The following is a 24,930-nucleotide window of genomic DNA, read 5'->3' as shown; positions in this document are numbered from 1 at the left end:
AGTACGTTAACCGCCCTTCCAAAGACCCGCTCCCCAACAGGGGAGCGGGTCTTTTTTGTTGAGGAACGTTGCCCCGACGAGTACGTCGGATTCCCGGGACGGGCGGCATAGGGGTTAAGTTTGTCGCGAGTTCCGCACGCAAAGGAAAGCACTTAATGTGCTTTCCGTCTTGCGCAGGAGTGTAGAGCAGCAAACTTAACCCCTGGGCCGCCCGGACCGGGAATCCGCCCTCGCGCACAGGAGGGGATTCCTTTTGTGTAGGCTTTGCGGAAATGTGGCTATTTTAGGATACGCCCGGCGGCGTGGTCTGTTGACGACACAGCTAACGGCACGTATCCTATCGAACTGCGTGTTTCGTAGGGGGATGCTGACCCCTCGATTCAAGCCGTTGCACTTTACAGAAAGCTGGAATCATTCGAGAAGGAGTACGCTTTGCCTACTATTAACCAGCTGGTTCGCCAGGGCCGTCGTTCCGCGCCCAAGAAGTCCAAGAACGCTGCTCTGCAGCACAACTCCCAGAAGCGCGGCGTGTGCACCCGCGTCTTCACCACGAGCCCCAAGAAGCCGAACTCGGCTCTTCGTAAGGTTGCCCGTGTTCGCCTCGTCAACGGCATCGAAGTTACTGCTTACATTCCGGGTGAGGGCCACAACCTGCAGGAGCACTCCATCGTGCTCGTCCGCGGCGGTCGTGTTCGTGACCTCCCTGGTGTCCGTTATCACGTCATCCGTGGCGCCTACGATGCTGCTCCGGTCCAGAACCGTATGCAGGCCCGTTCCAAGTACGGTGCTAAGCGCCCCAAGGCCAAATAAGCCAGATAACGTTTTGATACTTTCGCCGTGTGCCGCCTAAGCGCCGCACGGTAGACACTTAAGGAGATTTCACATGCCGCGTCGTGCAGCAGCTAATCGTCGTGAGGTTCAGCCTGACGCCGTTTACAACAACCGCCTGGTGACTCAGCTCATCAACAAGGTCCTTCTTGACGGCAAGAAGGCCACCGCTGAGCGCATCGTTTACACCGCTTTCGAGATCGTTGCCGAGAAGTCCGAGGGTGGCGACGCTCTCGCTACCTTCAAGAAGGCTATGGACAACGTCAAGCCCACGCTCGAGGTTAAGCCCAAGCGTGTCGGTGGCGCTACCTATCAGGTCCCGATGGAGGTCAACTCCCGTCGTTCCACCGCTCTGGGCATCCGCTGGATCGTCAACTTCTCCCGCGCTCGCAAGGAGAAGACCATGGCTGAGCGTCTCGCAAACGAGATTCTGGACGCTTCCAACGGCCTGGGCGCTTCCGTCAAGAAGCGTGAGGACGTCTTCAAGATGGCCGAGGCCAACCGCGCGTTCTCTCACTATCGTTGGTAAGTTAAGGTAAGGAACTAACATGGCTAAGGCTAAGCACAAGCTTTCCGATACCCGTAACATCGGCATCATGGCCCACATCGATGCCGGTAAGACCACCACGACCGAGCGTATTCTTTACTACACCGGTAAGACCCACAAGATCGGTGAGGTCCATGAGGGCGCTGCCACCATGGACTGGATGGTTCAGGAGCAGGAGCGCGGCGTAACCATTACCTCCGCTGCTACCACGTGCTTCTGGAACAAGGACGGTAAGGACTACCGCATCCAGATCATCGACACCCCGGGCCACGTTGACTTCACCGCCGAGGTCGAGCGCTGCCTGCGCGTCCTCGATGGCGCTGTCGCCGTCTTCGACGCCGTTGCCGGCGTCCAGCCCCAGTCTGAGACCGTTTGGCGTCAGGCTTCTACCTTCAACGTTCCCCGCATCGCCTTCATCAACAAGTATGACCGCGTGGGCGCTGACTTCTTCAACGCTATCGAGACCATGAAGGATCGTCTCGACGCCAACGCCGTGGCCGCTCAGGTCCCGATGGGCGCCGAGGACAACTTCTGGGGCGTCATCGACCTGGTCACCATGACTGCATGGGACTTCAAGGCCGACGAGAAGGGCATGACCTACCCCGAGCCGATGGACGAGATCCCGGCTGAGTTCGCCGACATCGCTGCCACCAAGCGCGAGGAGCTCCTCGACGCCGCTGCCAGCTTTGACGACGAGCTCATGGAGAAGATCCTCATGGAGGAGGACTTCACCGTCGAGGAGCTCAAGGCTGCTCTTCGCAAGGGCGTTCTGGCCAACGAGCTCAACCTCGTCTTTGTGGGCTCCGCCTACAAGAACAAGGGCGTTCAGGAGCTGCTCGACGCTGTCGTCGACTACCTGCCCAGCCCGCTCGACGTTGAGGCCGTCACCGGTACCGATCCGGAAACCGGCGAGGAGATCGTGCGTCATCCCTCCTTCGACGAGCCCTTCTCCGGCCTGGTCTTCAAGATCATGACCGACCCGTTCGTCGGTAAGCTCACCTACGTCCGCGTTTACTCCGGTCGCGCCGAGTCCGGCTCCTACGTGGTCAACGCCTCCAACGGTCAGCGCGAGCGCCTCGGCCGCATCCTCGAGATGAACGCCGCCGAGCGTATCGACCGTGACGACGCTTGCGCCGGTGACATCGTCGCCTGCGTCGGCTTCAAGAACTCCACCACCGGTGACACCCTGTGCGCCGAGGGCAAGGAGATCGTCCTCGAGAAGATCGAGTTCGCCAAGCCCGTTATCGACGTTGCCATCGAGCCCAAGACCAAGGCCGAGCAGGACAAGATGTCCCTGGCTCTGACCAAGCTCGCCGAGGAGGACCCGACCTTCACGGTGTCCACCAACCACGAGACCGGCCAGACCATCATCGCCGGCATGGGCGAGCTGCACCTCGAGATCATCGTTGACCGTCTGCTCCGTGAGTTCAAGGTTGACGCTAACGTCGGTAAGCCCCAGGTTGCCTACCGCGAGACCGCTGGTCACGACGTCGAGAGGGCTGAGGGCAAGTTCGTCCGTCAGTCCGGCGGTCGCGGTCAGTACGGCCACGCCGTCATCAAGCTCGAGAAGATGGAGGAGGGCTTCGGCTACGAGTTCGTCAACGCTATCGTCGGCGGCGTCGTGCCCAAGGAGTACATCCCGTCCATCGACAAGGGCATCCAGGAGGCCCTGAACACCGGTGTTATCGCCGGCTTCCCGGTCCTCGACGTTAAGGTCACCCTGTTCGACGGTTCTTACCACGAGGTCGACTCCTCCGAGGCCGCCTTCAAGATCGCCGGTTCCATGGCTATCAAGGACGCCCTCAAGAAGTCCGATCCGCAGCTGCTCGAGCCGATCATGGCTGTCGAGGTCGAGACCCCCGAGCAGTACATGGGCGACGTTATGGGCAACCTCTCCGGTCGCCGCGGCAAGATCGAGGGCATGGAGGATCGCAAGAACACCAAGCTCATCCGTGCCAAGGTGCCGCTGGGCGAGATGTTCGGTTACGCTACCGACCTTCGCTCCCAGACCCAGGGCCGTGCATCCTACACGATGCAGTTCGACTCTTATGAGCCTGCGCCCAAGTCCATCGTGGACGAGGTCATGAGCAAGAACGCCTAAGTTCGAGCTCCCTGTTACGTAATCCGCGAGAACATCTCTCGCACTCTTTGGAGGTTTAAGTTGGCTACCCAGAAGATCCGCATTCGCCTCAAGGGCTATGATCACGAGGTCGTCGATCAGTCCGCGAAGCTCATTGTCGAGACCGCTCAGAAGACCGGCGCTCGCGTTTCCGGTCCTGTCCCCCTGCCCACCGAGCGCAACCTGTACACGGTTATCCGCTCGCCGCACAAGGACAAGGACTCCCGTGAGCAGTTCGAGATGCGCACCCACAAGCGCCTCATCGACATCCTCGACCCCACCTCGGGCACCGTTGATTCGCTCATGCGTCTCGATCTCCCCGCTGGCGTCGACATCGACATCAAGCTCTAAGCTTTTTGCTCGATAGTGCGATTTGTAAGGCCGCAGCCCTAAGGGTTGCGGCCTTTTTTGTATCGATGGGGTAAAGGGTCTACACTACTGAGCTATTCGACAAACGGGTGTATGAGTAAAACTGTTGGGGGCAGATATAGATGGTCGAGTGGATCGTTCGTCGTGCGCAGGGCGACCGTGCGCGCGTGGGCACGTTGGCGGGCGTGGTGTGTATTCTCGCCAATGTGGCGCTATGCGCTGCGAAGGGTGCAATTGGCGTGCTGTCGGGATCGGTTTCGATTGTGGCGGACGCCATGAACAACCTGTCCGATGCCAGCTCAAACATCGTGAGCGTGCTTGGCTTTAAGCTGGCGGGCAAGCCGGCAGACCCCGAGCACCCTTACGGCCATGGCCGCTACGAGTATCTCTCGGGTCTGGTCGTGGCGGCGCTCGTGCTGCTCATCGGCCTCGAACTGGTGAAGACCTCGTTTGAGCGCATCGTCCACCCCGAACCCGTCGAGTTCTCGCTTGCCCTGGTGGCAGTCTTGGCGCTTTCGATGGTTGTTAAACTGTGGATGGCGGCCCTCAACCAAAAGCTCGGTGACCGTATTGAGTCTGAGACGCTGCATGCGACCGCGCAAGATTCCAAGAACGATGTCCTTGCCACAGGCGCCGTGTTAGCGTGCGCAATTGTTTCGCAGGTGACGCATATCAATCTTGATGCTTGGGTCGGCCTTGCCGTTGGCGCCTATATTGGCTGGAGCGGTTTTGAGCTCATCCAGGATACGGTGAGCCCGCTTTTGGGTCAGGCGCCCGATCCCAAGCTGGTCGAACATATTCGCGGCAAGATCTTGAGCTACCCTGGCGTTTTGGGCGTTCATGACCTAATGGTTCACGACTACGGTCCGGGCAGGAAGTTCGCAAGCGCTCACGCCGAGATGGCGGCCGAGGCCAGCCCGCTGGAAAGTCATGACACGCTCGATAACATTGAACAGGCATTTAGGGACGAAGACGACATGATTGTCACGCTTCACTACGATCCCATCGTGACCGATGACCCCAAGGTGGCGAGCATGCGCTTGCGCATTCACGCCATGGCCCAACAGATCGATAGCCGCCTTTCGATTCATGACCTGCGCTGTGTGCCGGGTCCTACGCACACCAACGTGATCTTTGACTGTGTGCGTCCCTCGGATTTGGGCATGGGGGCCGATGAGCTCAAGCACGCGTTGGCCCAGAGGGTCGAATCGGAATATCCCAAGTCGATTGCCAAGATTACGATCGACGATGACTACGTAGGGCATACCCACGAGTAGGTCTGCGCCGGCAAAGCACGTTATACAGAAGGGGAGAATATGAAGAGGCTGTATCTGCTCCGCCACGGCCAGACGGAATTCAACGTAAAAAAGCTCGTCCAGGGTCGCTGTGATTCACCGCTTACCGATTTGGGCCGTCAACAGGCCCAAGCGGCAGCCGAATGGCTCAAAGCCCACGGCGTCGTTCCCGACAAAGTGGTCTCATCGCCTTTAGGCCGAGCCATGGACACGGCAAGTCTCGTCGCATGCGAGATCCTCGGTCCGGATGCTACTGTCGAGCCCTGCGAAGGCATCATCGAGCGCGGCTATGGGACCTTCGAGGAAGGCCCGCACGACGCATTGCCTACCGACGTTTGGGATCCGGGCGAGGATTTGGTCCCCTTCGGAGGAGAAGGAAGCCGCGCGCTGCAAGAACGCATGGTAGACACCCTCACCAATCTCATGGGCGCCGAGGGCATCGAAACCCTTCTAGCAGTAAGCCACGGCAGCGCCAGCCGCCAATTCATCAAGGCTGCAGCTCCAGAGGGCTTCGAGCTCCCAGCAAAACTCCCCAACTGCGCCATTATGATCTTCGATTTCGACGATGCGCGAGAAGAGGACGATACGCCCCAATGCAAGTTCACCTTGCAGCAAATTGTGGGTCCCCAACAATGTCATTAGCCTGAGCGAGCAGGGTTAAGCAGACATCAACGTGTCGTCTCCCGAGCTTGCAGAGGGGCGGCGAAATATATTAAGTTTGTCGCGAGTTCCGCACGCAAAGGAAAGCACTTAATGTGCTTTCCGTCTTGCGCAGGACTGTAGAGCAGCAAACTTAATATATTTCGCCGCCCCTCTGCCAAGCCCAGGCGACTCCACGCACTTTACCTGCGTAAACAATGTGAGTGAAATATGAATCTCGATGGATACGCCCGCAGCCGTGTATACTAAACAGCTGTGTGTAACCAGGGGAGTATTCTGGCTGGACAAAATGCCTGCTTAATAGGGTTGTCAGGTAGTTCGGACGCAATACAAGGCTGGGGAGCACGTCGTGTAAGTAGTGGTCCTCTAGGGGCGTACGCTCGGTGGTGTACGCATTGTCCCAAGACCACGCGAGAGTTGGGATCATATCTTGATCAGCATGATTCTCGGCCGCAAGATTGGCATGACCCAGGTTTGGGACGAGGACGACAACGTCGTTCCCGTCACGGTCATCCAGGCTGGCCCCTGCGCTGTCTCGCAGGTTAAAACTCAGGCAACCGACGGCTATGACGCCGTCCAGATCGGTTTCGGCGACATCAAGGCCAAGAACGTGAACAAGCCCATGGCTGGTCACTTCGCCAAGGCTGGCGTCGAGCCTGTCCGCTTCCTTCGTGAGGTCCGCGTCGAGAACGGCGAGGAGCACAAGGTCGGCGAGGTCGTCACCGTCGCTGATTTCGCTGATGTCGAGAAGGTCGACGTCATCGGTACCTCCAAGGGTAAGGGCTTCCAGGGTCGCATCAAGCGCTGGGGTCAGCGCCGCGGTCCTATGACGCATGGTTCTCACTTCCAGCGTCACCCCGGTTCTATCGGTCAGTGCGCCTATCCTGCGCGCGTCCTCAAGGGCGTCAAGATGGCCGGCCACATGGGTAACGAGCGCGTTACCGTCAAGAACCTTTCCGTTGTCCGCATCGATGCCGAGCAGAACCTCATCTTGGTCAAGGGCGCTGTCCCGGGTGCCAAGAATGGTCTCGTCGCCATCCGTATGGCCTAAGGGCCCAGCCCATTTAGCCCAGCGTCATACCAAGGAGAACACTTAAATGGCAAAGTTTGAAGTAAAGAACAGCGAGGGCAAGAAGGTCGCCGAGGCCGAGCTCGCCGCTGAGGTGTACGGCATCGAGCCGAACATCCACGTTATGCACCACATCGTCAAGTGCCAGATGGCCTCTTGGCGTCAGGGCACCCAGTCCGCTAAGGGCCGCTCTGAGGTTTCCGGTGGCGGCAAGAAGCCTTGGCGTCAGAAGGGCACCGGTCGTGCCCGCCAGGGTTCCATCCGTGCTGCCCAGTGGCGTCACGGTGGCGTTGTCTTCGCCCCCAAGCCCCGTTCCTACGCTAAGCGTATGAACAACAAGGAGGTCAAGCTGGCTATGCGCTCTGCGCTGTCCGCCAAGCTGGCCGATGGCGAGCTCGTGCTCGTCGACGACTACGGCTTCGAGAAGCCTTCCACCAAGGCTGCCGTTGCCATGCTCAAGGCTCTTGGCCTTGAGGGCAAGCGTCTGACCATCATCGTTCGCGATGAGGACGTCAACGCCTACCTGTCGTTCCGCAACATTCCCAAGACGTTCATCATCACTGCCGACGAGGCCAACACCTATGATCTCGTCAACAACAACGCTGTGCTGATGCCCGCCGACATCGCCGCTCACTTCGGGGAGGTGCTTGCATAAATGACCGCCCACGAGATCATCATCCGTCCGATCGTGTCCGAGCGTTCCTTCTCCGGCATGGAGCAGAACAAGTACACGTTCGAGGTCGCCAAGGATGCTAACAAGTATCAGATCAAGGACGCTGTCGAGGAGATCTTCGGCGTCAAGGTCGTTCGCGTGAACACCCTGACGGTCAAGCCCAAGACCAAGCGCGTGCGCTATGTCGCCGGCAAGACCCGTTCTTGGAAGAAGGCCATCGTTACGCTGGCCGAGGGCGACACCATCGAGGTCTTTGGCAACCAGGCCTAAGACTCGCTGCTGTTGAGTGAGCTCATGCCTCCCAAATAGGGGAGGCGAGAGCTCAAGGTTTTGGGCGTATAAAATGGACACGCCCGGAACCGTGTATACGTCCGGTGTCATCGCACCCGAGGCAGAACCTCGAATCCCTGTCTGCGATGGCTAACGGATACCTATTGAAAGGGATTGTAATGGCTGTAAAGCACCTTAAGCCGACCTCCGCTGGCAGGCGTTGGCAGACGATCTCCGACTTCTCCGAGATCACCTGCACCAAGCCCGAGAAGTCTCTTCTCGAGCCCCTGCCCAAGAAGGCCGGTCGTAACAACAACGGCCGCATCACCACCCGCCACCAGGGCGGCGGCGTGAAGCGTCGTTACCGCGTGATCGACTTCAAGCGCAACAAGGACGGCGTGCCCGCCAAGGTTGCCACGATCGAGTACGATCCGAACCGTTCCGCTCGCATCGCTCTGCTGCACTATGCTGACGGTGAGAAGCGCTACATCCTGGCCCCCAAGGGCCTCGAGGTCGGTCAGACCGTCATGTCCGGTTCTGACGCCGACATCAAGCCGGGCAACGCTCTGCCCCTCGCCGACATCCCCGTCGGTACGCTCATCCACGCCGTCGAGTTCCAGCCGGGCAAGGGCGCCGCTATCGCCCGTTCCGCCGGTAACTCCTGCCAGCTGATGGGTAAGGAGGGCAAGTACGCCATCGTCCGTATGCCTTCCTCTGAGATGCGCCGCATCCTCGTTACCTGCCGCGCCACCGTCGGTGAGGTCGGCAACGCTGATCACGCCAACATCGTCATCGGCAAGGCCGGCCGTAAGCGTCACATGAACGTGCGCCCGACCGTCCGCGGTACCGTTATGAACCCTGTCGACCACCCGCACGGCGGTGGCGAGGGCAAGAACCACACCTCTGGTCGTCCCTCTGTTACCCCCTGGGGTAAGCCGACGAAGGGCCTTCGTACGCGCAAGAAGAAGAAGGTCTCGAACCAGCACATCATTCGTCGCCGTAAGAAGTAATTTCGGATACCGAGTTTTAGGAGAAAGCACTTATGAGCAGAAGTCTCAAAAAGGGCCCGTTCGTGGAGACTCGCCTTCTCTCGCGTATCACCGCGATGAACGAGGCTGGCAAGAAGGACGTCGTGAAGACTTGGTCCCGCGCGTCCACCATCTTCCCCGAGATGGTTGGTCACACCATCGCCGTCCACGACGGCCGCAAGCATGTGCCCGTGTATGTTACCGAGTCCATGGTTGGTCACAAGCTCGGCGAGTTTGCGCCGACTCGTACGTTCCGTGGCCACAAGGCCAAATAGGGGGTTAACCGTAAATGGCAACTAAGTCTATTGAAACTGAGGCCACCGAGGTTCGCGCCGTCGCTAAGTACGTGCGTGTTTCCCCCAGCAAGGCCCGCCTGGTGGTCGATCTGATCCGCCGCAAGCCTGTCGCTCAGGCCTTCGACATCCTCCACTTCTGCGACCGCGCCGTCGCCGTGGATGTCGAGAAGGTTCTCCGTTCCGCCGTTGCGAACGCCGAGAACAACAACGGTCTGCGTGCCGACAACCTGGTTGTCGCTGCTGCCTATGTTGACGAGGGTCCGACGCTTAAGCGCATCCGTCCCCGCGCCAAGGGTTCCGCTTCTCGCATTCTGAAGCGTACTTCCCACATCACCGTCGTCGTTGCTCCTCGAAAGGAGGCGTAAAGCTGTATGGGTCAGAAAGTCTACCCCACCGGCTTCCGTCTTGGCATCACCGAGAACTGGCGCTCCCGCTGGTTCGCAGAGAAGGATTACGCTAAGACCCTCGGTAACGATCTCGAGATCCGCAAGTACCTCGAGAAGCGTCTCTCCCGCGCAGCTGTCTCCCGCGTCGAGATCGAGCGCGCTGGCGACAAGGTGAAGGTCATTATCTTCACCGCTCGCCCCGGCGTTGTCATCGGTAAGAAGGGTGCCGAGATCGATACCCTTCGCACCGAGCTCGAGAAGGTCGCTGGCGTCTCCAAGGGCCAGCTCTCCGTCGACGTTGTCGAGATCAAGCGCCCCGAGCTCGACGCCAACCTCGTTGCTCAGTCTATCGCTGAGCAGCTCGAGGGCCGCGTTGCCTTCCGTCGCGCTATGCGCAAGGCTGTCCAGTCCGCCCGCAAGGCCGGCGCTAAGGGCATCCGTATCCAGTGCTCCGGTCGTCTCGGCGGTGCCGAGATGGGCCGTCGTGAGTGGTACCGTGAGGGTCGCGTGCCTCTGCACACCCTCCGTGCCAAGATCGACTACGGCACGGCTGTCGCCAGCACCACCATGGGTGCCTGCGGCGTGAAGGTCTGGATCTACCTGGGCGAGAAGCTCCCGGGCCAGCCTGTTCCCAACCCTGCACTCGAGGGCTCTTCCCGTCCTCGTCGTCGTAACTCCGAGAGGAGGGGTCAGTAGTGCTTGCCCCTAAGCGTATTCTTCACCGCAAGGTGCAGCGTGGCTCCATGAAGGGCCAGGCCAAGGGTAATACCGAGCTGCATTTCGGCGAGTTTGGTATCCAGGCTCTCGAGGCCCATTGGATCACCAACCGTCAGATCGAGGCCGCTCGTGTTGCCATGACCCGCTACATGAAGCGTGGTGGTCGTGTCTACATCACGATCTTCCCCGATAAGCCCATCACTAAGAAGCCTGCCGAGACTCGCATGGGTTCTGGTAAGGGTAACCCCGAGGAGTGGGTGGCCGTCGTCAAGCCCGGCCGCATCATGTTCGAGGTCAAGGGCGTGCCCGAGGAGGTCGCTCGCGAGGCTCTGCGTCTGGCGCAGCACAAGCTCCCCATCAAGACCAAGATCGTCGCTAAGCCTGCCGCTACAGAGACGGCCGAGGAGGAGAACTAATGAAGCCCGCAGAGATTCGTGAGCTCTCGGACGCTCAGCTCGTTGAGAAGCTGAAGGAAATGCGCGCCGAGCTCTTTAACCTTCGTTTCCAGATGGCCACCAGCCAGCTGGACAACACCGCTCGCGTCAACACCGTGAAGAAGGACATCGCTCGCGTCCTCACGGAGCAGCGCGCCCGCGAGATCGCAGCGGAGAAGTCCGCTGTCGCCGAGTAGGACCTAAGGAGAGAACATGACTGATTCGCGTAACTCGCGTAAGGTCCGTACGGGTGTCGTTACCTCCGTCTCCGGTGCCAAGACCATCGTTGTCACCATCACCGAGCGCAAGCGTCACCCCAAGTACGGCAAGATGATGACCAGCTCCAAGAAGCTGCACGCTCACGACGAGGAGTGCACGGCTGGCGTGGGCGATACCGTCCGCGTTATGGAGACCCGTCCTATGTCCAAGATGAAGCGTTGGCGCCTCATCGAGGTCGTCGAGCGCGCTAAATAAGCAGTCGCTCTTACGACTTGTACGTTTCCGAAGATGTGCGTATGCCTGGCTTGCATACCACGGGCCGCATAAAGGCTGCGCACCTCTCTTCGGTTCTTAGTTCGGAGGAACATCTACCATGATTCAGATGCAAACCATGCTGAACGTCGCCGACAACTCCGGCGCTCGCAAGATTCGCTGCATCAAGGTGCTTGGCGGTTCCAAGCGTCGTTATGCAGGCATCGGCGATGTGTTCATCGGTGCTGTCCAGGAGGCTACTCCTGGCGCCAACGTCAAGAAGAAGGACGTTGTCCGTTGCGTCGTCGTTCGCACCGTTAAGGAGATCCGCCGCAAGGATGGCTCCTACATTCGCTTTGATGATAACGCCTGCGTTGTCATCAACAACGATGGTTCGCCCGTCGGCACCCGTATCTTCGGGCCCGTCGCTCGCGAGCTTCGTGACAAGAAGTACATGAAGATCGTCTCGCTCGCTCCCGAGACCCTGTAGTTAGGGGAGATATATGTATATCAAGAAGGGCGATAAGGTCCAGGTTCTCTCTGGTAAGGATCGCGGCAAGCAGGGCGTTGTCCTGCGTGCTCTCCCTGCCGAGAACAAGGTCGTTGTCGAGGGCGTTTCGGTCGTCAAGAAGGCCGTCAAGCCCAACGCTGCCAACCAGCAGGGCGGCATCGTTTCGCAGGAGGCTCCTATCGATGCCTCCAACGTCAATCTCGTTTGCCCCGAGTGCGGTAAGGTTACCCGCGTCGGTCACGAGAAGGACGGCAAGAACAAGCTGCGCGTCTGCAAGAAGTGCGGCCACAAGTTCTAAGCTGCCCGCAACATCTAAGTTGCTAGCAAAGGCCCGGATGCCACGGCACCCGGGCCTTTTTCTATCCCTACTCATTGGGGACAGACATAAATGAGTGGCTATACTCATTGGGGACAGACTTAAATGAGTGGCCATACTCATTGGGGACAGACATAAATGACTAGTCGTTGGGGACGTTCTTTAACGGCTAGTTGATGGAGACAGTCTTGCCACGAAAGCGTCGTACGGGGAACGCCCCCAGGTTTCGGCAGCCTGGGACAGTCCCTATGTGCCGGCAGTTAGGGATGGTCTTTTGATGTCTGATGCCCCTAGGGGGCAGAGTAAGACAGCCTGCTTTGCCTTTAGGGGTTTTGGTGTTCCGCCTTTTTCTGCATCATAACGATCGATGCATGCGTATTTACGCACAGAGTCTTGCGCGATAATGCGCATAGCCGCGCAAATATCTGCTAATTATGGTTTAATAATAACCGATAAACAAATAAACACGCAAATACAAGCAAATGCGCGCAAATTTGTGCGAATATAAGGCTGTTGGAAATGAAGAACTTCCGATAACTCAGGAGGTACATGATGACAGATTCCAAACAGGCTCCGCTCGACGCCGAAGCAGCCGCTAAGGCGGCGTTTGCCTCGGTCCAAGATCAGCCGTTCCCTAACGACATCTTTACGGCTCCCGAGCTTCGTTGGGCTGTGATCGGGTGCGGCGTTATCGCCAATCAGATGGCCCAGTCTCTCGCCCTTGCCGGCCGCAAGCTTGCGGGCGTCGCCAACCGCACGCTGTCCAAGGCCCAGGCTTTTGCCGAGCAGTATGGCGTCGAGAAGGTGTACGAGACGGTTGAGGACCTCTACGTCGATCCTGACATCGACGCCGTTTATATCACCACGCCGCATAACACGCATATCACCTACCTGCGCGCCGCTCTGGCAGCTGGCAAGCACGTGCTCTGCGAGAAGGCCATCACCCTTAACTCCGCCGAGCTCGACGAAGCACGTGCCATTGCCGACGAGCATAACGTGGTCCTTATGGACGCCACCACGGTGCTCCACATGCCCTTGTATCGGGAGCTGCGCCGCCGCATGGATGCCGGCGAGTTTGGCCGCATGAACCTCGCTCAGCTCAACTTTGGCAGCTACAAGGAATACGGCGACCTGACCAACCGGTTCTACAACCGTAGTCTCGCCGGCGGTGCCATGCTCGATATTGGCGTCTATGCCCTGTCCGTCATGCGTCTCTTTATGGCAAGCCAGCCTGTTGAGGTCGTTTCGCTCGGCAACACCTGTGAGACCGGCGTTGACGTTGCGGGCGGCATCGTCTGCCGTAATGCCGAGCAGCAGCTGGGCGTGGTGAGCCTTACGCTCCACTCCAAGCAACCCAAGCGCTCGGTCATCAGCTTTGACAAGTGCTATATCGAGGTCAACGAGTATCCTCGCGCCGATCACGCGACCATCGTGTGGACTGCGGACGGGCGCCGTGAGGAGGTCCACACCGGCACCGAGGCTTACGCCCTGTGCTACGAGATGGCCGACCTGGAGAAGGCCGTTGCCGGCGATGATTCGAAGCGCGAGCTTCTGGATTATGCTTCTGATGTTATGGAGCTTATGACCAAGCTCCGCGCCGACTGGGGAGTCGTGTACCCCGAGGAGGAGTAAGCGATGCTTGCGGAGGATAGGCTCAACGCGATCGTGTCAATGGTCCAGCAGACTGGCTCGGTTACTGTGCAAGAGCTTGTCGATACCTTGGGCGTAACGGCGTCTACCATTCGGCGCGACCTGCAGACGCTCGATCGAGCACACCGTATCGCCAAGGTCCACGGCGGAGCGACGAGTCTTGAGCGCGCACACGTGACGCGCGACCTAACGCTCAATGAGCGCAGCGACCTCCATAACGACGATAAGGAGCGTATCTGCGCCCGCGCCGCGGCGCTGGTGGAGCCCGAGAGCTTTGTATACATCGACTCGGGCTCGACGACGCTCAAGCTCATCGAGCATCTTCCACACCTTGAAGATGTCACCTATGTGACCGATTCCGTGCTCCATGCTCAGCACCTCGCTTTGCGCGGCATGCGTACCGTGGTGCTGGGCGGCGAGCTCAAGCCCGAGACCGAAGCACTCGTTGGCCCCGATGCCTTGGCAACCTTAGACCGCTACAACTTCAACTGTGGCTTTTGGGGTTCTAACGGCATTGCCGCCGAGCAGGGCTTCACGGCGCCCGATATCGAGGAGGCGCAAGTAAAGCGCATCTCGATGCGCCATACGGCCAAGCGCTTTGTAATCTCGGACGCCAGTAAATTTGGCATGGTGGCGCCCGTCAAGTTCGCGGACTTTCGCGACGCAACGATAATTACCGCAGGCGAGGTGCCCGCCAAGTACCGGGCAATGGACAACGTCATCACGGTCTAGCGACGGGACAAAGCCAAAACCATCACAAAGGTGCCTGTCCCCATTGTGGTGGTTAGTAACGAAAACCGAGTAGTTTTCTCAATAGAAAAGCGGCAACGTCCATCACAGGCGTTGCCGCTTTCGTTGTCCGCCGGTTTGTCTAAGCCTGTAACAACTGGACCGTTAAAAGTGAGTTAGATGTTACAGATTGAGATACTTCCGAACCGCACCATCCCTTTGTCTCAATCTGTAACATCTGGGACCGATTTTGCCGAGTTATTGTTACAGATCGAGATTTTCCCTTGAGGGGGATTTGAATGTCTCGATCTGTAACAGATAGACCGGAAAATGGGTTCTAACTGTTACAGATCGAGATGTTTTTGGGGCCGCGGCTGAGCCATCGTGGCTGCTTGACGTTTGCCCAGATAAAACCTGCCAAAATAAACCTGTCCCTTTTTGGCAGGTTTTAGGGCTCCCAGGGGCAGGGGGCTTCGATGTAGATGTGCTCGCCGGTTACGGGATGGGTAAAGGATACGCTGTGGGCGTGGAGCATGAGGCCACAGGGGCGCGGCGTTCCGTACAGGTCGTCGCCAACCAGGGGATGATGCTCGCTTGCCAGGTGCACGCGGATCTGGTGTTTGCGGCCCGTGAGCAGCTCAACATCGATATACGAACGGGTGGGCAGGCCTCGACGGCTCTTAAGGCGCTTGAGCACCTTCACGCGCGTCTGCGACGGCTTGCCGCTGGCGCCGACGCGCATCTTGCGGCTATCGTGGCGATCGCGGGCGATGGGCTTGTCGATGAGCTTTTCTTTCCAGTCGATCTTGCCCTCGGCGAGCGCCAGATAGTGCTTTTCGAAGGCGTGGTCGATGACCATCTGGTCAAAGGCGGGCTGCGTCTGCTTGTCGAGCGAGAACAACACCACGCCGGTAGTGTCGCGGTCCAAGCGGTTGAGCGGCTGCATGTCGGTCGCGGCAAAGCCGTCGCCCATCGCCAGCAAAAGGTCGCTGGCATAGTCGGTAAGCGTGCGCTCGCCGGTGCCGTCGCCGTGGACGATCATGCCGGCGGGCTTATCGATGGCCATGAGCCAGGCGTCGCAGTAGAGGACTTGGGGTTCTTCGTTCACGTGTAAGCCTTTCGGTTAGCTAATTCCCACAAACATGCAGCCCGAAGTGGCGCCGCGCAGGCGGGCGGCGGGCTTACGGCCGGCCTGCGCGGCCTCGACGGCGCGACGGACGCGTGCGACGGCGCGGCCAATCTCATCGGCTTCGAGCAGGGTTCCGTCGACCATGAGACGGCGCACGCCGGCGTCGAGCAGCTGTGGAACCTGCGGTGTGAGGTCGATGGGGTAGGCGTCGTACAGGCGCGAGCGGCCGTGGATGTCGGTACGCACCGGCATGACCTTGCCGTCGATATTCTTGAGCGACAGCTTGCGGGCGCGCAGGCGGCAGTGGGCGCAATCGTGGATGCAGCCATTGGCCACCTGCAGGATACAGTGCTCGCTCGTCATAACGCGCGGGCGGCCGAAAACGGTGATGCCCAGGGCCGCGGGCGCGGAGGTACCAAGCGAGATAATCTCGTCGAGCGTGATCTCGGGCGAGAGCCAAAACGCCCCGGCTCCGCGCTCGGCGAGTGCCTCCATGCAAGGCGTGTTGTGCACGGGCAGGCAAGAGCGAATCTCGGCCGTGGCACCAACCTGGGCGGCCAGGGCAAGCTCAGAGATGTTACCAATAGCGACCGTGGCACCGGCAACGACCCACGGGTCGACGCGCGCGTGGTCGACGGCGTGGCAGACCTCATCGAGCACGGGAACAATACCCTGCTCAAACGCATCGGCGGGGGAGAGCTCGGCCGCATCGAGCGCGTCGGTGGTCATGTAGATGCGCGCGGCTCCCTCCGCGCGCGCTGCCTCGGCGGCCTCGAGCGAGGTGACGGTGGCGCAGATCTGTGGCTCATCGCGGTAGTGCTCGGGCGCGGGGCGGGAATCACTGGTGACAATCGCCGGCAGCTCGAGCGTGTGGGCGCGCTCCTCGTAAGGCGCCAGAATGGCCTCCTCGAGCGCCTTGCAAGCGGCGGCGCGCACCTTGTGCACAGCGGAGAAACCCATGCCACAGCCCTCATCGAGCGCCACATCAAAGCTCGCGGCCTCAAAGGGAGAGGAGCCCATACGCCCGACGTGCTCCACCAGATCGGACGCCTCAACCGCGCGGGTCTTGGCGGCCTCGACGGTAAAGCCGGTGGCGGTGGCGGTGAGCGTGGGGTCGTCGCAGCAGGTGAGCGTGACGGTAAACGGCTCGCCCAGACGCGCCGCGACGGACACGTCTACGGCGCGGCGGCGCAGCACGTCGCGCTTGAGCGCGGCGCCGGCAGCGTCAATGGCGCGCTGGCTGCGAATCACACGCACGCGGCAGCCCTCGGGCATACTACGGGGCACGCGGCACTCGATGATGTCGCCGGCGGCGGCATCATAGGCGGCGATGGTAGTCAGGAACTGGTCGAACTCATCGTCGTGACGAAGCTCCAACAGGTCGCCCTTGCCCACGGGCTCAAACAGCTCAATGCGGGCGATGGCGGCGCGGCGACGACGGTCGTCGGGTTTGAGCCCGCGCACGTCGCGGTTGGCCAGACGGCTGCCCAGCACCGTGCCCACGATCTGACCGCGGTTGTTGGAGCGCTCGTAGCTCATCATCTCGTCGCCCGAGGTGCCGTCCTGATAGGCGTGCGTAAAGTCGCGGTTAAAGCAGCGCTTGAGTTGGCGCTGGCGAGCGGCGTCCTCGTCCTTATCTACGACGGCCCCGGCCAGCATGTCATCGATCTGATGACGATACACATCGACGATGGAGTACACGTAATCGGGCGCCTTCATACGGCCCTCGAGCTTGAGCGATGCGGCGCCGGCGTCATACAGGCGGCGAACAAGCTGTGAAGTGTTGGTGTCGCGCGGGCATAGCGCGCGCTCGCGACCGGTAGGGGAGAGCGTGCGGCCGTTCTCGTCGATCAGCTCGTAGGGCAGACGGCAGGGCTGAGCGCACATGCCGCGGTTGGCCGAGCGGCCCGCCATGGCAAAGCTCGACAGCAGGCACAGGCCCGAGTAGCAAAAGCAGATGGCGCCGTGGCTAAAGACCTCCAGGTCAACGTCGGGCGCGGCGTCGTGGATGGCGGCGATCTCGTCGATGGAAAGCTCGCGCGAGAGGGTCACGCGGTCGGCGCCCTGCTCGCGGCACCAGATGGTTCCGCGGTCATCGTGGATGTTCGCCTGGGTCGAGATATGGGTCTCGATGCCGGGCATGGTGCGCTTGACCTCAAAGAACAGGCCCCAGTCCTGGATGATAAAAGCGTCGGCGCCCAGCGTGGAGCAGCGGTGGATGAGCTGCAGTGCATCGTTCATCTCGGACTGCTTGATGACGATGTTGACCGTGACGTAGACGCGCGAGCCGGCCAGGTGCGCAGCGCGGCAGGCCTGCTCAAAAGCCTCATCGGTAAAGTTGGTGGCCTTGCGGCGGGCGTTGAAGCTGCCCATGCCACAGTAGATGGCGTCTGCCCCGGCGGCGAGCGCGGCGGCAAAGGGCTCCGGGCCTCCGGCGGGGGCCAGAAGCTCGGGCCTGCGGTTGGTGGTTCGGCTGGCGGTTGCGGTCATATCCTGCCTTTCAAAATGCTCAGATATTCAAAAGTATAGTGGCGGCGGCGCGAAGGGCGATGCCCGCAGCCTAAGCAGGACAAAGTCTTCAGCAGCCTGGGCTGGCTGACCCCGTGGAGAACCGTTCAGCGGTTCGGGGAAACCGTTGGGCGATAAAATATTCTCGAATTCTGATAATTATCTTGCAGCTGGCGAAATCATCCCCTACTATCCCAATCAAGCGCGGTGTTCAGACCGAACTGTGCCTCCCGGTGCGAACGCCGCGCTCACGCTCTCTATTTGATCGTAAGGAGAAAAACATGAGCAAGACCGTCGTGTCTTCCGATAACGCGCCCGCAGCCATCGGCCCGTATTCTCCCGGTATCCAGACCGGCAACATGGTGTTCCTGTCCGGCCAGCTGGGCATCGATCCCGCGACCGGCAAGCTGCCCGAGGGCATCGAGGCCCAGGCCAAGCAGTCCCTCGCCAACGTCGAAGCCCTGCTGACCGCTGCCGGCGCTACGTTTGCCGATGTCGTCAAGACCACGGTCTACCTGGCTGACATCGCCGACTTTGCCGCCGTGAACGAGATTTATGCCTCCAAGTTTGAGGCCCCGTTCCCCGCGCGCAGCGCTTTCCAGGTTGCCGCTCTTCCGGCTGGCGGTCTGGTCGAGATCGAGGTCGTCGCCGCTCTCTAAGGCGTTGGCAACAACTAAACATGACATGCAAAAAGACCCTGCAGCGCGTGTGAGCTGCAGGGTCTTTTGTCACGTGACGGATCGCTTGCGGAGCCACCAAGGGCAGTCTTTTTGGGACGGGGCCATTTTAGCTACCCCTATATGCAGGATTGATTTTACTTGCGGCTCATCGAAATCGTGGGCAGAGGGAGGGTAGCTAAAATAGCCCCGTCCCAAAAAGACTGCCCGCGCTCCATTTTGCTCGTTAGCCCTCCTTGCGAACTTTTTGCAGGTAGCGGTAGACGCTGGGCTCCGAGATGCCCAGCGCGGTGGCAGCGCAGGCAACAGCGCCCTTGAGCATAAATACGCCGTTGCCGTTAAGGTGGCGAATAACGTCCACGCGATCGGCCTGCCCAAGCGAGGCGACATCCTGGCCGCGGCTTTCGAGCAACTCGGAAATGCTGCGGTCGATGAGCTCCTGTGTAGACTCCGAAAGAATTTCGACCTCGATAGACGCGGGCTCCGCCTGCCTTGGCGCAGCGTCGAAGCAGGCCATGAGCTGCTGAGCCATGGCGTTGATGGAGCGTACCGTGGAAAGATCGGTGTTGACGCAGAGCATGCCGACGATCTCGTTATCCTCGCGAATAAAGTACGTTGCGGATTCCAACGCCTTGCCACCGGCACCGCGCCCCTCGTAGCCCGTAATAAACGGCAGGTCGCGATACTTGGGATCGTGCATGATCTTGAGTGCAAGATCGGTGGCGGGACCGCCGACCTTGCGGCTGCTCACGATGCCGTTGCGGATATCGACGATGGCGTGGTCGGGATCCGAGAAATCGTGCAGCACGATTTCGCTGTTTTTGCCGAGTATCTGCTCCAGGAAATCGACCATCGGCAAAAAGCGACGTACAGTCTCGTTCACGGGCAACTCCTTTGGATGAAATCGGAAGTTTCATAACAATTTTTTCTCATGGTAACACGGTGTCTATTGACTCGTATATTCGCAGGTACATTGCGTAATACAGACGAACGGTAGGATTTTGGCGGTAAGCGGTCGACCAAAAGAAAAGTTAGATGTTATTTTGACCAGACACTTTCCTGACCTGCGGAAATGCGTTGTCTCAGCTGAAAAATAGTCTGATAACAAAAAATTATTATTGAGAATGAGAAAGAGCACCGACATCATTCAGGTGGCGCTCATTCTTTCGGCAATCGACACGGCCCTTCAGGCCTTCGCTCCCTTCCGCCGCATCGGCGGCGGCCTGCTGGGCGGTCTTCCCACCAGCGCCCTTGGCCAGAACGTGGGCATCATCTGCTCCAACAAGGTCGTCAACAAGTGGGTCTTTGTGATCATCGCGTCCGTCTTTGCCATCGCCGGCCTGTTCCCGCAGCTTTCTGCCGTCCTTTCCGCTATCCCGCAGCCTGTCATCGGCGGCGCGACCGTCGGCGTCTTTGGCACCATCACCATGAACGGCGTGCGCATGTTCACCCGCGAGGGCCTTACGCAGCGCACTACCACCATCGTCGGCACCTCCGTCGTCTTTGGCCTGGGTATCTGGATGGCCAGCGGTTGCCTTGCCGGCGAGGGCATGCCCACCTGGGTGTCCACCGTCATCGGCTCCAATGCCGTAACCCCCACCGCCATCATGGCCATCGTGCTCAACCTGATCCTTCCGCAGACGCCGGTCATGGCTCAGCACATCGATGCCGCCAAGGACGCTGCCGTGGATCTGGTCTTGCCCGAGAGCAAGAAGTAACCAATTCGGTGCTATTCGTCGGCGGACGCATCGCCTCGTCCGCCGACGTCATGCGGCGCCAAGCCGCACTTCAAAGGGCTTGTCCCGTGGGTAAAATAAGGCTGACGGCAGCCCAAGTGGTGAAGAGCTGGGCAGTGTCGTTGTTTAGATTAAGGGGTCGATGCCTTAACGGCGTCGACCCCTCTTTTTATGCTTCGGACGCTGCTTGAGTGCCTCGGAAAGTCCGATGAGCGCTGTGAGGAGCGAGACCAGAGCGGTCAGGAGCTTCCGGAACGGTCCGTGTGCGGTGGTGTACCGCCCCTTTTGCGTGCGCCGCTTGTCGAATTACGTTATAGCTAGCTATATTATCGGAAAGTATAATATAGCTAGCTATAACGTAAAGGAAGCTGAGGGTCCGCCCCGTGTTGTTGGTGACGGGGCTTTGCCCGATCGCGTGGTCTTTAGCATTTGCGGTTGAGTGCTCCGTGGATGTTGAGTGGTGGCTGGAGTAGAGCGACGAGTTGAGCGAACGCAGGAGCGGGCGCCGAGGCCTCGTTACTGAAAATTCATTTGTTAAACCTGGCAACCGTGGGTAGAATGAAGTCGACGGCAGCCCAAGGGTGATAGCTGGGCAGCGCCGTTGCTTTGATCAAGGGGTCAATGCCTTAACGGCGTCGACCCCTCTTTTTGTGCTTCGAACACTGCTTGAGTGCCTCGGTAAGTCCGATAAGCGCCGTGAGGAGCGAGACCAAAGAGGTCAGGAGCTTCACGAAATCAATCAGATCGGTCATGGGCATCACCTCCCGTCGCATGGAGGGCGCTGCCCGGCACATGGAACTGCCGTCAACAATAACCAGTCTATCAAACTGCAGCCATAAATACGAATATATGTTCGATAATAACAGCGATCTGACCATCTCAAAGCGCGGCTTTACGCAAAGGTGCCGGGTGGCCGCGCTGGGCGCTTTCATGTCCGCACGGGCGTCTATCCTTACGGCAATGTAGCCGCCTATGTAGCAAGCGGCAGGCAACGGAGAGAGGCCATAACCGTGTCAGCTGAAAAGACGCCGGGTATCTCGGCTATCGATACGACGAACTTTGCGCGCCAGATCGTGCTGGACTTTGAGTTTGCGCCGGTGCCAAAGCAGCGCCAGCGCCGTGGGCTGCGCAACGAGATTATCGAGGTCGGCGCCGTCAAGCTCGATTACCACGGCAACGTTATGGGCGAGTTCTCGCAGTTTGTGCAGACGGAATTTACCGAAGGCGTTGCGTATCCCGTCCGCGAGCTCACGGGGATATCGGCCGTGGACACCGCGATGGCCGATCCGCTCTACATGGTGATCAAAAGGCTCAGCGATTGGATCGGTCGATACTCCGCCCAGGTGGTTTGCTGGAGCGGGACGGACCGTCGACAGCTTTTGACCGAGTGCCAGGCAAAGCACATCGACCTTTCCGCATTTCCTACGGACTGGGCCGACCTGCAGGCGTTTTACACCTCGATCATGGATGTGGGCAGCCATGGGCGCGTTTCGTTGGGCGACGCGGCGATGTGGTTTGGCATTGAGTTCGACGAGTCGACGGGCCACGCTCACAGCGCCCTAGCCGATGCGCGCGTGACCGCCAAGCTGCTCAAGCAGGTGATGGACGGGGACTACCACGTGAGCCCGCGCGCCCAGGAAGTCCGCCAGCGGTGGGGGATGGGCGAGCGAGTCCAGACGTGCCTCTCTAGCAAGTGCCCCGAGCTGGGCGACCTGCTGCTGAAGCTGAAGGCGGAGGGGAGGTAGGGGGCTCATTTGGCGACAAGCGGACGGAATGGTTGCGCGAAGGATTCTAGGATCAGCAGCAGATGACTGCGTTTGGGATCCTGCTCAAGGACGTGCTGACACACGCTGGGACCAAGCAGGTCATGAGCGTGGACATCGAGATGGCTTCCATTATCGAAGAGCGGCTTGCTAACATGATTCGCAGGACGGATAGGCAGAGACCCGTGACGCTGTGTGCGTTATCGTGCACAATGAGATGTACAGGCTGCCAGTGGCGAACTATCCCGACGAGGTTCTGAGCAACTGCATCACCGAGATTTTCGAATACTTCTACGAAGAGGGATTTGGCGGCGTAGAGTAATCTGATTTTACGCGTTTGCAGGAGGAAATCGGTATGGCAGACGAACTTGTTTTTAGTGGTGGCGAGATAGTTTACGCCATGCCTCAACTGCCCAAAGTTACATCTGTGCCGCTGAACGGTAGCGCTGTGCTGGTTGGTTTTAAGGACGCTCCCGATGGGGAGGAGGTCCTCTTTGATTTTGACCCTCAGGCTGAAAAGGCTACGAAGCTCGACTATGAACTTGCGGCCGTTAGCGGGCTCCTCACGGGCGCGTTGAATATCCTTTGGCAGAAAGACTTCAACCTAGAGGGTGCCAAAGAGTGGGGCGACGAGAAGGTTGGCAAATTCGTTCTTACGATTGCCAAGTCTGCGGGTATGACAAAGGCGGATGCAACTCTAGAAGACGCTATTCGCTTTCTAGAGAAAGAGTTTCCTCTTGCCACGGACAAGCTGACTGCCGAGTTTGGCGGCGGGCTCCAACATCATCTGCGGGATTTCTCGCACCACCCGAGCTTGGTTGGCCTTGCGTGTTCGATCCTCTCGCAATTCACGTGCAAAGGCTATGGTACCGATACGGCCGGCCGGTTTGTCGCCTTTGACCTGCCTGCCGCCGCCTTCGATCCCGACTGCCCTCTTGTAGGCAGGAACGTTCCAGAGAAGATCGCGTTTGGCACTCTGTTCTGGGCGATGCATCTCGTGAGCGACATGGCGGGGTCTAGTTCAAACCCCGGTAAGGGGACGGGCATTCCCGGCGTCGTGCTGTCCCTGCTAAAGGAGCTCTCCTCCCTGCCTGTTTTTCAAGACATGCAGATTGCCTATAAGGGCGAGGATATTCGCATTCAGCAATGGATCTCAAAGCTGTTTAACGGAACGGCGTTCAAAACCGAGGACGGCAAGCCCATTCGCTTCGACCTTCGGACAGAAGTCGGTCTTCTCGATCAGGCTTTAAGCCAGGTGCCAGCAGTCGTGGCCAACGAGGTTATCGTTCGTTGTCTCTACATGCTTTCAAGGCTCAAGGCCGAGCTAGAACGTTGCGAAGTGAGTGATGCCTCCGGCTTGCGCAAGCTCAAGGCTTCGCATTTTATGCCCTATAACAGTAGGGCCCTCACTCGCATGGTCACGGTTTCGAGCACTTCGTTCGTTCTGGCAAATCTGGCGACGGCGGCGGTCAGGGCGGGTATCGAATGCGAGGGGAACAAGGTCGGTTTCGCCCAGAAGTTCTTCTTGCGAATAAACTACATTGGAGTTGGACGCCTTGCGTTTGCCCTCCATGCCGACTGGGGCTATATGGCGGAGGAAATGTCCGAGGCTTGGGCCGAGCGCGCCAGGCGCCGCCAGGATATCTTCGATGGATTCCACTTTTATAGCCTAGATAGAGAAACGACGAGGATTGCCTTCTCGCTGAAGCTTGCCGCCATCAACTACGACTGCGGGAACGAGAAGAACGAAGTGCGCAAAGGGCAAAAGAGGAGCTGGGCCCGCGCGTGGCAGGATTCGGTCGCGGATGGCCTAGGCATTGATGAAGACGGCTACTTTTTGAGCGAGGAGGACGCGTACGGAGCCCTTGAGGCTATTTCACGGCAGCGAGGCGGTAAGGTACGCGCCTTGCTGGTTGCGCAGGAGTTAGTCGAGTTTTGTCCCTATTCGCAGTTGGGAGATGAAGAGAAGAAGGAATACAAAGGTTTGAAGGAGAGTGGGTCTTGGGTTAAAGATGAATTTCCCAGGAGACAAGACGCAGTTGATTTGGACGCCGTACGTTCCCTAGAGAAACGTTGCGGGACACGCTTCCGCGAGCTTTCAGGTACATTGCCAAAGCTATTGGTGGGCGGCGTCATTGTCGTGGCGGCGGCCGTAGGCGCAGGAGGGGCGGCCGCGGTACTCGCTCCGGATATTGCTGTCGGTATCTTTGGAGGCTCGTTTGTCGGCCTTCACGGGGCTGCGCTTGTCAATGCGAGCCTTGCTGCAGCTGGCGGTGGGGCCTTGGCCGCCGGCGGCATGGGCATGGCCGGTGGCACTGCTTTGATTACGGGCGGCGGCGCCGCGCTTGGTCTATTGGGTTCCGGCGGCGTTGCCTTGGCGGCATCGATGGGGGAGAACTACGCGCAGTTCGTGCTCGTCGAATGTTCGAGGCTCCTTGCTTTTCTTGATGTGGCAACTGACCGCTGCCCGCATGAAGGGGCCATTTTGGTGTGGAAGGCAGCCGAGGCCGTGCAGCGTAGCATCACTGGTGTTGAGGAAGATGTCGAGAAGGAGAATGGAAAGGGGAACCGCAGGGATGACAGGTTGCTTAAGCAACTGAAGAAGGGTCTCAAGTATTTGTCCTCAACACTTGAACAGATCGAGAAGATGCAGAAGCGTGTTGGCGCCGCTGCTGAGCGCGAGTCGCTCAGCAGCTTGTTAGCATCGGGCGGCGAATAGGTCCGGGCGATCTGGCTACAATTCCCTGCC

28 protein-coding genes are annotated in these 24,930 nt (G+C 59.3%); 24 read left to right on the top strand and 4 right to left on the bottom strand.

The annotated features are described in order from the left end of the window. Positions 1–432 precede the first annotated feature (432 nt). The 20 genes from rpsL to ACQQ92_RS05895 all read left to right on the top strand — a co-directional run bounded on the left by rpsL (position 433) and on the right by ACQQ92_RS05895 (position 14,371). Positions 433–810, top strand: a complete 378-nt coding sequence (rpsL, locus tag ACQQ92_RS05990; protein ID WP_154514699.1) for a 30S ribosomal protein S12 — start codon at positions 433–435, stop codon at positions 808–810. A 73-nt stretch (positions 811–883) separates the two neighbouring features. Beyond that, on the top strand, positions 884–1,357 hold the full coding sequence (gene rpsG / locus ACQQ92_RS05985; protein ID WP_006235013.1) for a 30S ribosomal protein S7: 474 nt from the start codon (positions 884–886) through the stop codon (positions 1,355–1,357). 19 nt (positions 1,358–1,376) lie between these two features. After that, positions 1,377–3,476: an elongation factor G gene (gene fusA / locus ACQQ92_RS05980; protein WP_154514697.1), complete on the top strand. Its 2,100-nt coding sequence runs from the start codon at positions 1,377–1,379 to the stop codon at positions 3,474–3,476. A gap of 60 nt (positions 3,477–3,536) precedes the next feature. Then, positions 3,537–3,845 (top strand): 30S ribosomal protein S10, encoded by a 309-nt coding sequence (gene rpsJ, locus ACQQ92_RS05975; protein WP_427717612.1) that lies wholly within the window; start codon positions 3,537–3,539, stop codon positions 3,843–3,845. 140 nt (positions 3,846–3,985) lie between these two features. Continuing rightward, positions 3,986–5,140 (top strand): cation diffusion facilitator family transporter, encoded by a 1,155-nt coding sequence (locus ACQQ92_RS05970; protein ID WP_427796023.1) that lies wholly within the window; start codon positions 3,986–3,988, stop codon positions 5,138–5,140. A 39-nt stretch (positions 5,141–5,179) separates the two neighbouring features. Beyond that, positions 5,180–5,800 (top strand): histidine phosphatase family protein, encoded by a 621-nt coding sequence (locus ACQQ92_RS05965; RefSeq protein WP_427796022.1) that lies wholly within the window; start codon positions 5,180–5,182, stop codon positions 5,798–5,800. A gap of 448 nt (positions 5,801–6,248) precedes the next feature. After that, the gene (gene rplC, locus ACQQ92_RS05960) at positions 6,249–6,869 is read left to right on the top strand and encodes a 50S ribosomal protein L3 (RefSeq protein ID WP_035137484.1); all 621 of its coding nucleotides are present in this window, start codon (positions 6,249–6,251) and stop codon (positions 6,867–6,869) included. A 46-nt stretch (positions 6,870–6,915) separates the two neighbouring features. Further along, a complete protein-coding gene (rplD, locus tag ACQQ92_RS05955) occupies positions 6,916–7,542 on the top strand; it encodes a 50S ribosomal protein L4 (RefSeq protein ID WP_006235032.1) in 627 nt (208 codons plus the stop codon). Next, positions 7,543–7,830: a 50S ribosomal protein L23 gene (gene rplW / locus ACQQ92_RS05950; protein ID WP_006235033.1), complete on the top strand. Its 288-nt coding sequence runs from the start codon at positions 7,543–7,545 to the stop codon at positions 7,828–7,830. A gap of 179 nt (positions 7,831–8,009) precedes the next feature. Then, positions 8,010–8,840, top strand: coding sequence for a 50S ribosomal protein L2 (gene rplB / locus ACQQ92_RS05945; RefSeq protein WP_117583062.1), 831 nt, complete (start codon positions 8,010–8,012; stop codon positions 8,838–8,840). A gap of 32 nt (positions 8,841–8,872) precedes the next feature. Next, positions 8,873–9,133: a 30S ribosomal protein S19 gene (gene rpsS / locus ACQQ92_RS05940; RefSeq protein ID WP_006235035.1), complete on the top strand. Its 261-nt coding sequence runs from the start codon at positions 8,873–8,875 to the stop codon at positions 9,131–9,133. 14 nt (positions 9,134–9,147) lie between these two features. Further along, positions 9,148–9,519 carry a 50S ribosomal protein L22 gene (gene rplV, locus ACQQ92_RS05935; RefSeq protein WP_006235036.1) on the top strand — a complete coding sequence of 124 codons (372 nt, stop codon included), beginning with the start codon at positions 9,148–9,150 and terminating at the stop codon, positions 9,517–9,519. Positions 9,520–9,525: 6 nt separating this feature from the next. Then, positions 9,526–10,236, top strand: a complete 711-nt coding sequence (gene rpsC, locus ACQQ92_RS05930) for a 30S ribosomal protein S3 (RefSeq protein WP_154514689.1) — start codon at positions 9,526–9,528, stop codon at positions 10,234–10,236. Beyond that, complete coding sequence (rplP, locus tag ACQQ92_RS05925) at positions 10,236–10,673, top strand: 50S ribosomal protein L16 (RefSeq protein ID WP_427727118.1); 438 nt, start codon at positions 10,236–10,238, stop codon at positions 10,671–10,673. Before rpsC ends, rplP begins: the two co-directional genes overlap by 1 nt. After that, positions 10,673–10,888: a 50S ribosomal protein L29 gene (rpmC, locus tag ACQQ92_RS05920; protein ID WP_006235039.1), complete on the top strand. Its 216-nt coding sequence runs from the start codon at positions 10,673–10,675 to the stop codon at positions 10,886–10,888. Before rplP ends, rpmC begins: the two co-directional genes overlap by 1 nt. 16 nt (positions 10,889–10,904) lie before the next feature. After that, positions 10,905–11,165, top strand: a complete 261-nt coding sequence (gene rpsQ / locus ACQQ92_RS05915) for a 30S ribosomal protein S17 (RefSeq protein WP_006235040.1) — start codon at positions 10,905–10,907, stop codon at positions 11,163–11,165. Positions 11,166–11,283: 118 nt separating this feature from the next. Beyond that, positions 11,284–11,652, top strand: a complete 369-nt coding sequence (rplN, locus tag ACQQ92_RS05910) for a 50S ribosomal protein L14 (RefSeq protein WP_117734331.1) — start codon at positions 11,284–11,286, stop codon at positions 11,650–11,652. A 13-nt stretch (positions 11,653–11,665) separates the two neighbouring features. Continuing rightward, a complete protein-coding gene (gene rplX / locus ACQQ92_RS05905; RefSeq protein ID WP_006235043.1) occupies positions 11,666–11,971 on the top strand; it encodes a 50S ribosomal protein L24 in 306 nt (101 codons plus the stop codon). Positions 11,972–12,541: 570 nt separating this feature from the next. Next, positions 12,542–13,621: a Gfo/Idh/MocA family protein gene (locus ACQQ92_RS05900; RefSeq protein WP_427796021.1), complete on the top strand. Its 1,080-nt coding sequence runs from the start codon at positions 12,542–12,544 to the stop codon at positions 13,619–13,621. 3 nt (positions 13,622–13,624) lie between these two features. Continuing rightward, complete coding sequence (locus tag ACQQ92_RS05895) at positions 13,625–14,371, top strand: DeoR/GlpR family DNA-binding transcription regulator (protein WP_427796020.1); 747 nt, start codon at positions 13,625–13,627, stop codon at positions 14,369–14,371. Between the two features lie 445 nt (positions 14,372–14,816). Here the strand turns inward: ACQQ92_RS05895 and ACQQ92_RS05890 are convergent, their stop codons facing one another. Together ACQQ92_RS05890 and ACQQ92_RS05885 are read right to left on the bottom strand one after the other, a co-directional pair. Beyond that, positions 14,817–15,476 (bottom strand): RluA family pseudouridine synthase, encoded by a 660-nt coding sequence (locus ACQQ92_RS05890; protein WP_427796019.1) that lies wholly within the window; start codon positions 15,474–15,476, stop codon positions 14,817–14,819. A gap of 15 nt (positions 15,477–15,491) precedes the next feature. Next, on the bottom strand, positions 15,492–17,987 hold the full coding sequence (locus tag ACQQ92_RS05885) for a DUF3656 domain-containing U32 family peptidase (protein WP_427796018.1): 2,496 nt from the start codon (positions 17,985–17,987) through the stop codon (positions 15,492–15,494). A 299-nt stretch (positions 17,988–18,286) separates the two neighbouring features. Here ACQQ92_RS05885 and ACQQ92_RS05880 point away from each other — a divergent pair, with 299 nt between their 5' ends. Next, complete coding sequence (locus ACQQ92_RS05880; protein WP_152077077.1) at positions 18,287–18,664, top strand: RidA family protein; 378 nt, start codon at positions 18,287–18,289, stop codon at positions 18,662–18,664. Between the two features lie 244 nt (positions 18,665–18,908). Here ACQQ92_RS05880 and ACQQ92_RS05875 read toward each other — a convergent pair whose 3' ends face one another. Then, the gene (locus ACQQ92_RS05875) at positions 18,909–19,565 is read right to left on the bottom strand and encodes a helix-turn-helix transcriptional regulator (RefSeq protein ID WP_427796017.1); all 657 of its coding nucleotides are present in this window, start codon (positions 19,563–19,565) and stop codon (positions 18,909–18,911) included. 241 nt (positions 19,566–19,806) lie between these two features. Here ACQQ92_RS05875 and ACQQ92_RS05870 point away from each other — a divergent pair, with 241 nt between their 5' ends. Further along, on the top strand, positions 19,807–20,400 hold the full coding sequence (locus tag ACQQ92_RS05870; RefSeq protein WP_427796016.1) for a solute carrier family 23 protein: 594 nt from the start codon (positions 19,807–19,809) through the stop codon (positions 20,398–20,400). Between the two features lie 644 nt (positions 20,401–21,044). Here the strand turns inward: ACQQ92_RS05870 and ACQQ92_RS05865 are convergent. Further along, a complete protein-coding gene (locus ACQQ92_RS05865; RefSeq protein WP_427796015.1) occupies positions 21,045–21,170 on the bottom strand; it encodes a hypothetical protein in 126 nt (41 codons plus the stop codon). Between the two features lie 258 nt (positions 21,171–21,428). On the opposite strand from ACQQ92_RS05865, the gene ACQQ92_RS05860 reads away from it, so the two are divergent. Together ACQQ92_RS05860 and ACQQ92_RS05855 are read left to right on the top strand one after the other, a co-directional pair. Then, positions 21,429–22,163 carry an exonuclease domain-containing protein gene (locus ACQQ92_RS05860; RefSeq protein ID WP_427796014.1) on the top strand — a complete coding sequence of 245 codons (735 nt, stop codon included), beginning with the start codon at positions 21,429–21,431 and terminating at the stop codon, positions 22,161–22,163. A 373-nt stretch (positions 22,164–22,536) separates the two neighbouring features. Further along, complete coding sequence (locus ACQQ92_RS05855) at positions 22,537–24,900, top strand: hypothetical protein (protein WP_427796013.1); 2,364 nt, start codon at positions 22,537–22,539, stop codon at positions 24,898–24,900. Positions 24,901–24,930: the final 30 nt, after the last annotated feature.

The organism is Collinsella sp. SGI.241, assembly GCF_050312955.1.
Classification (GTDB): domain Bacteria; phylum Actinomycetota; class Coriobacteriia; order Coriobacteriales; family Coriobacteriaceae; genus Collinsella.
This window is presented reverse-complemented; position numbering and strand designations above follow the sequence as displayed.

Bases quoted from the DNA above. Each gene is read 5' to 3' on its own strand.
- ACQQ92_RS05895 (WP_427796020.1), top strand. From the start codon at position 13,625: ATGCTTGCGGAGGATAGGCTCAACGCGATCGTGTCAATGGTCCAGCAG.
- ACQQ92_RS05965 (WP_427796022.1), top strand. From the start codon at position 5,180: ATGAAGAGGCTGTATCTGCTCCGCCACGGCCAGACGGAATTCAACGTA.
- rplV (WP_006235036.1), top strand. From the start codon at position 9,148: ATGGCAACTAAGTCTATTGAAACTGAGGCCACCGAGGTTCGCGCCGTC.
- rplN (WP_117734331.1), top strand. From the start codon at position 11,284: ATGATTCAGATGCAAACCATGCTGAACGTCGCCGACAACTCCGGCGCT.
- ACQQ92_RS05870 (WP_427796016.1), top strand. From the start codon at position 19,807: ATGAGAAAGAGCACCGACATCATTCAGGTGGCGCTCATTCTTTCGGCA.
- ACQQ92_RS05855 (WP_427796013.1), top strand. From the start codon at position 22,537: ATGGCAGACGAACTTGTTTTTAGTGGTGGCGAGATAGTTTACGCCATG.
- rplB (WP_117583062.1), top strand. From the start codon at position 8,010: ATGGCTGTAAAGCACCTTAAGCCGACCTCCGCTGGCAGGCGTTGGCAG.
- rpsC (WP_154514689.1), top strand. From the start codon at position 9,526: ATGGGTCAGAAAGTCTACCCCACCGGCTTCCGTCTTGGCATCACCGAG.
- rpmC (WP_006235039.1), top strand. From the start codon at position 10,673: ATGAAGCCCGCAGAGATTCGTGAGCTCTCGGACGCTCAGCTCGTTGAG.
- ACQQ92_RS05885 (WP_427796018.1), bottom strand. From the start codon at position 17,987: ATGACCGCAACCGCCAGCCGAACCACCAACCGCAGGCCCGAGCTTCTG.
- rpsQ (WP_006235040.1), top strand. From the start codon at position 10,905: ATGACTGATTCGCGTAACTCGCGTAAGGTCCGTACGGGTGTCGTTACC.
- fusA (WP_154514697.1), top strand. From the start codon at position 1,377: ATGGCTAAGGCTAAGCACAAGCTTTCCGATACCCGTAACATCGGCATC.
- rplD (WP_006235032.1), top strand. From the start codon at position 6,916: ATGGCAAAGTTTGAAGTAAAGAACAGCGAGGGCAAGAAGGTCGCCGAG.
- rplX (WP_006235043.1), top strand. From the start codon at position 11,666: ATGTATATCAAGAAGGGCGATAAGGTCCAGGTTCTCTCTGGTAAGGAT.
- rpsG (WP_006235013.1), top strand. From the start codon at position 884: ATGCCGCGTCGTGCAGCAGCTAATCGTCGTGAGGTTCAGCCTGACGCC.
- rpsS (WP_006235035.1), top strand. From the start codon at position 8,873: ATGAGCAGAAGTCTCAAAAAGGGCCCGTTCGTGGAGACTCGCCTTCTC.
- rplW (WP_006235033.1), top strand. From the start codon at position 7,543: ATGACCGCCCACGAGATCATCATCCGTCCGATCGTGTCCGAGCGTTCC.
- ACQQ92_RS05865 (WP_427796015.1), bottom strand. From the start codon at position 21,170: ATGACCGATCTGATTGATTTCGTGAAGCTCCTGACCTCTTTGGTCTCG.
- ACQQ92_RS05970 (WP_427796023.1), top strand. From the start codon at position 3,986: ATGGTCGAGTGGATCGTTCGTCGTGCGCAGGGCGACCGTGCGCGCGTG.
- ACQQ92_RS05900 (WP_427796021.1), top strand. From the start codon at position 12,542: ATGACAGATTCCAAACAGGCTCCGCTCGACGCCGAAGCAGCCGCTAAG.
- ACQQ92_RS05880 (WP_152077077.1), top strand. From the start codon at position 18,287: ATGAGCAAGACCGTCGTGTCTTCCGATAACGCGCCCGCAGCCATCGGC.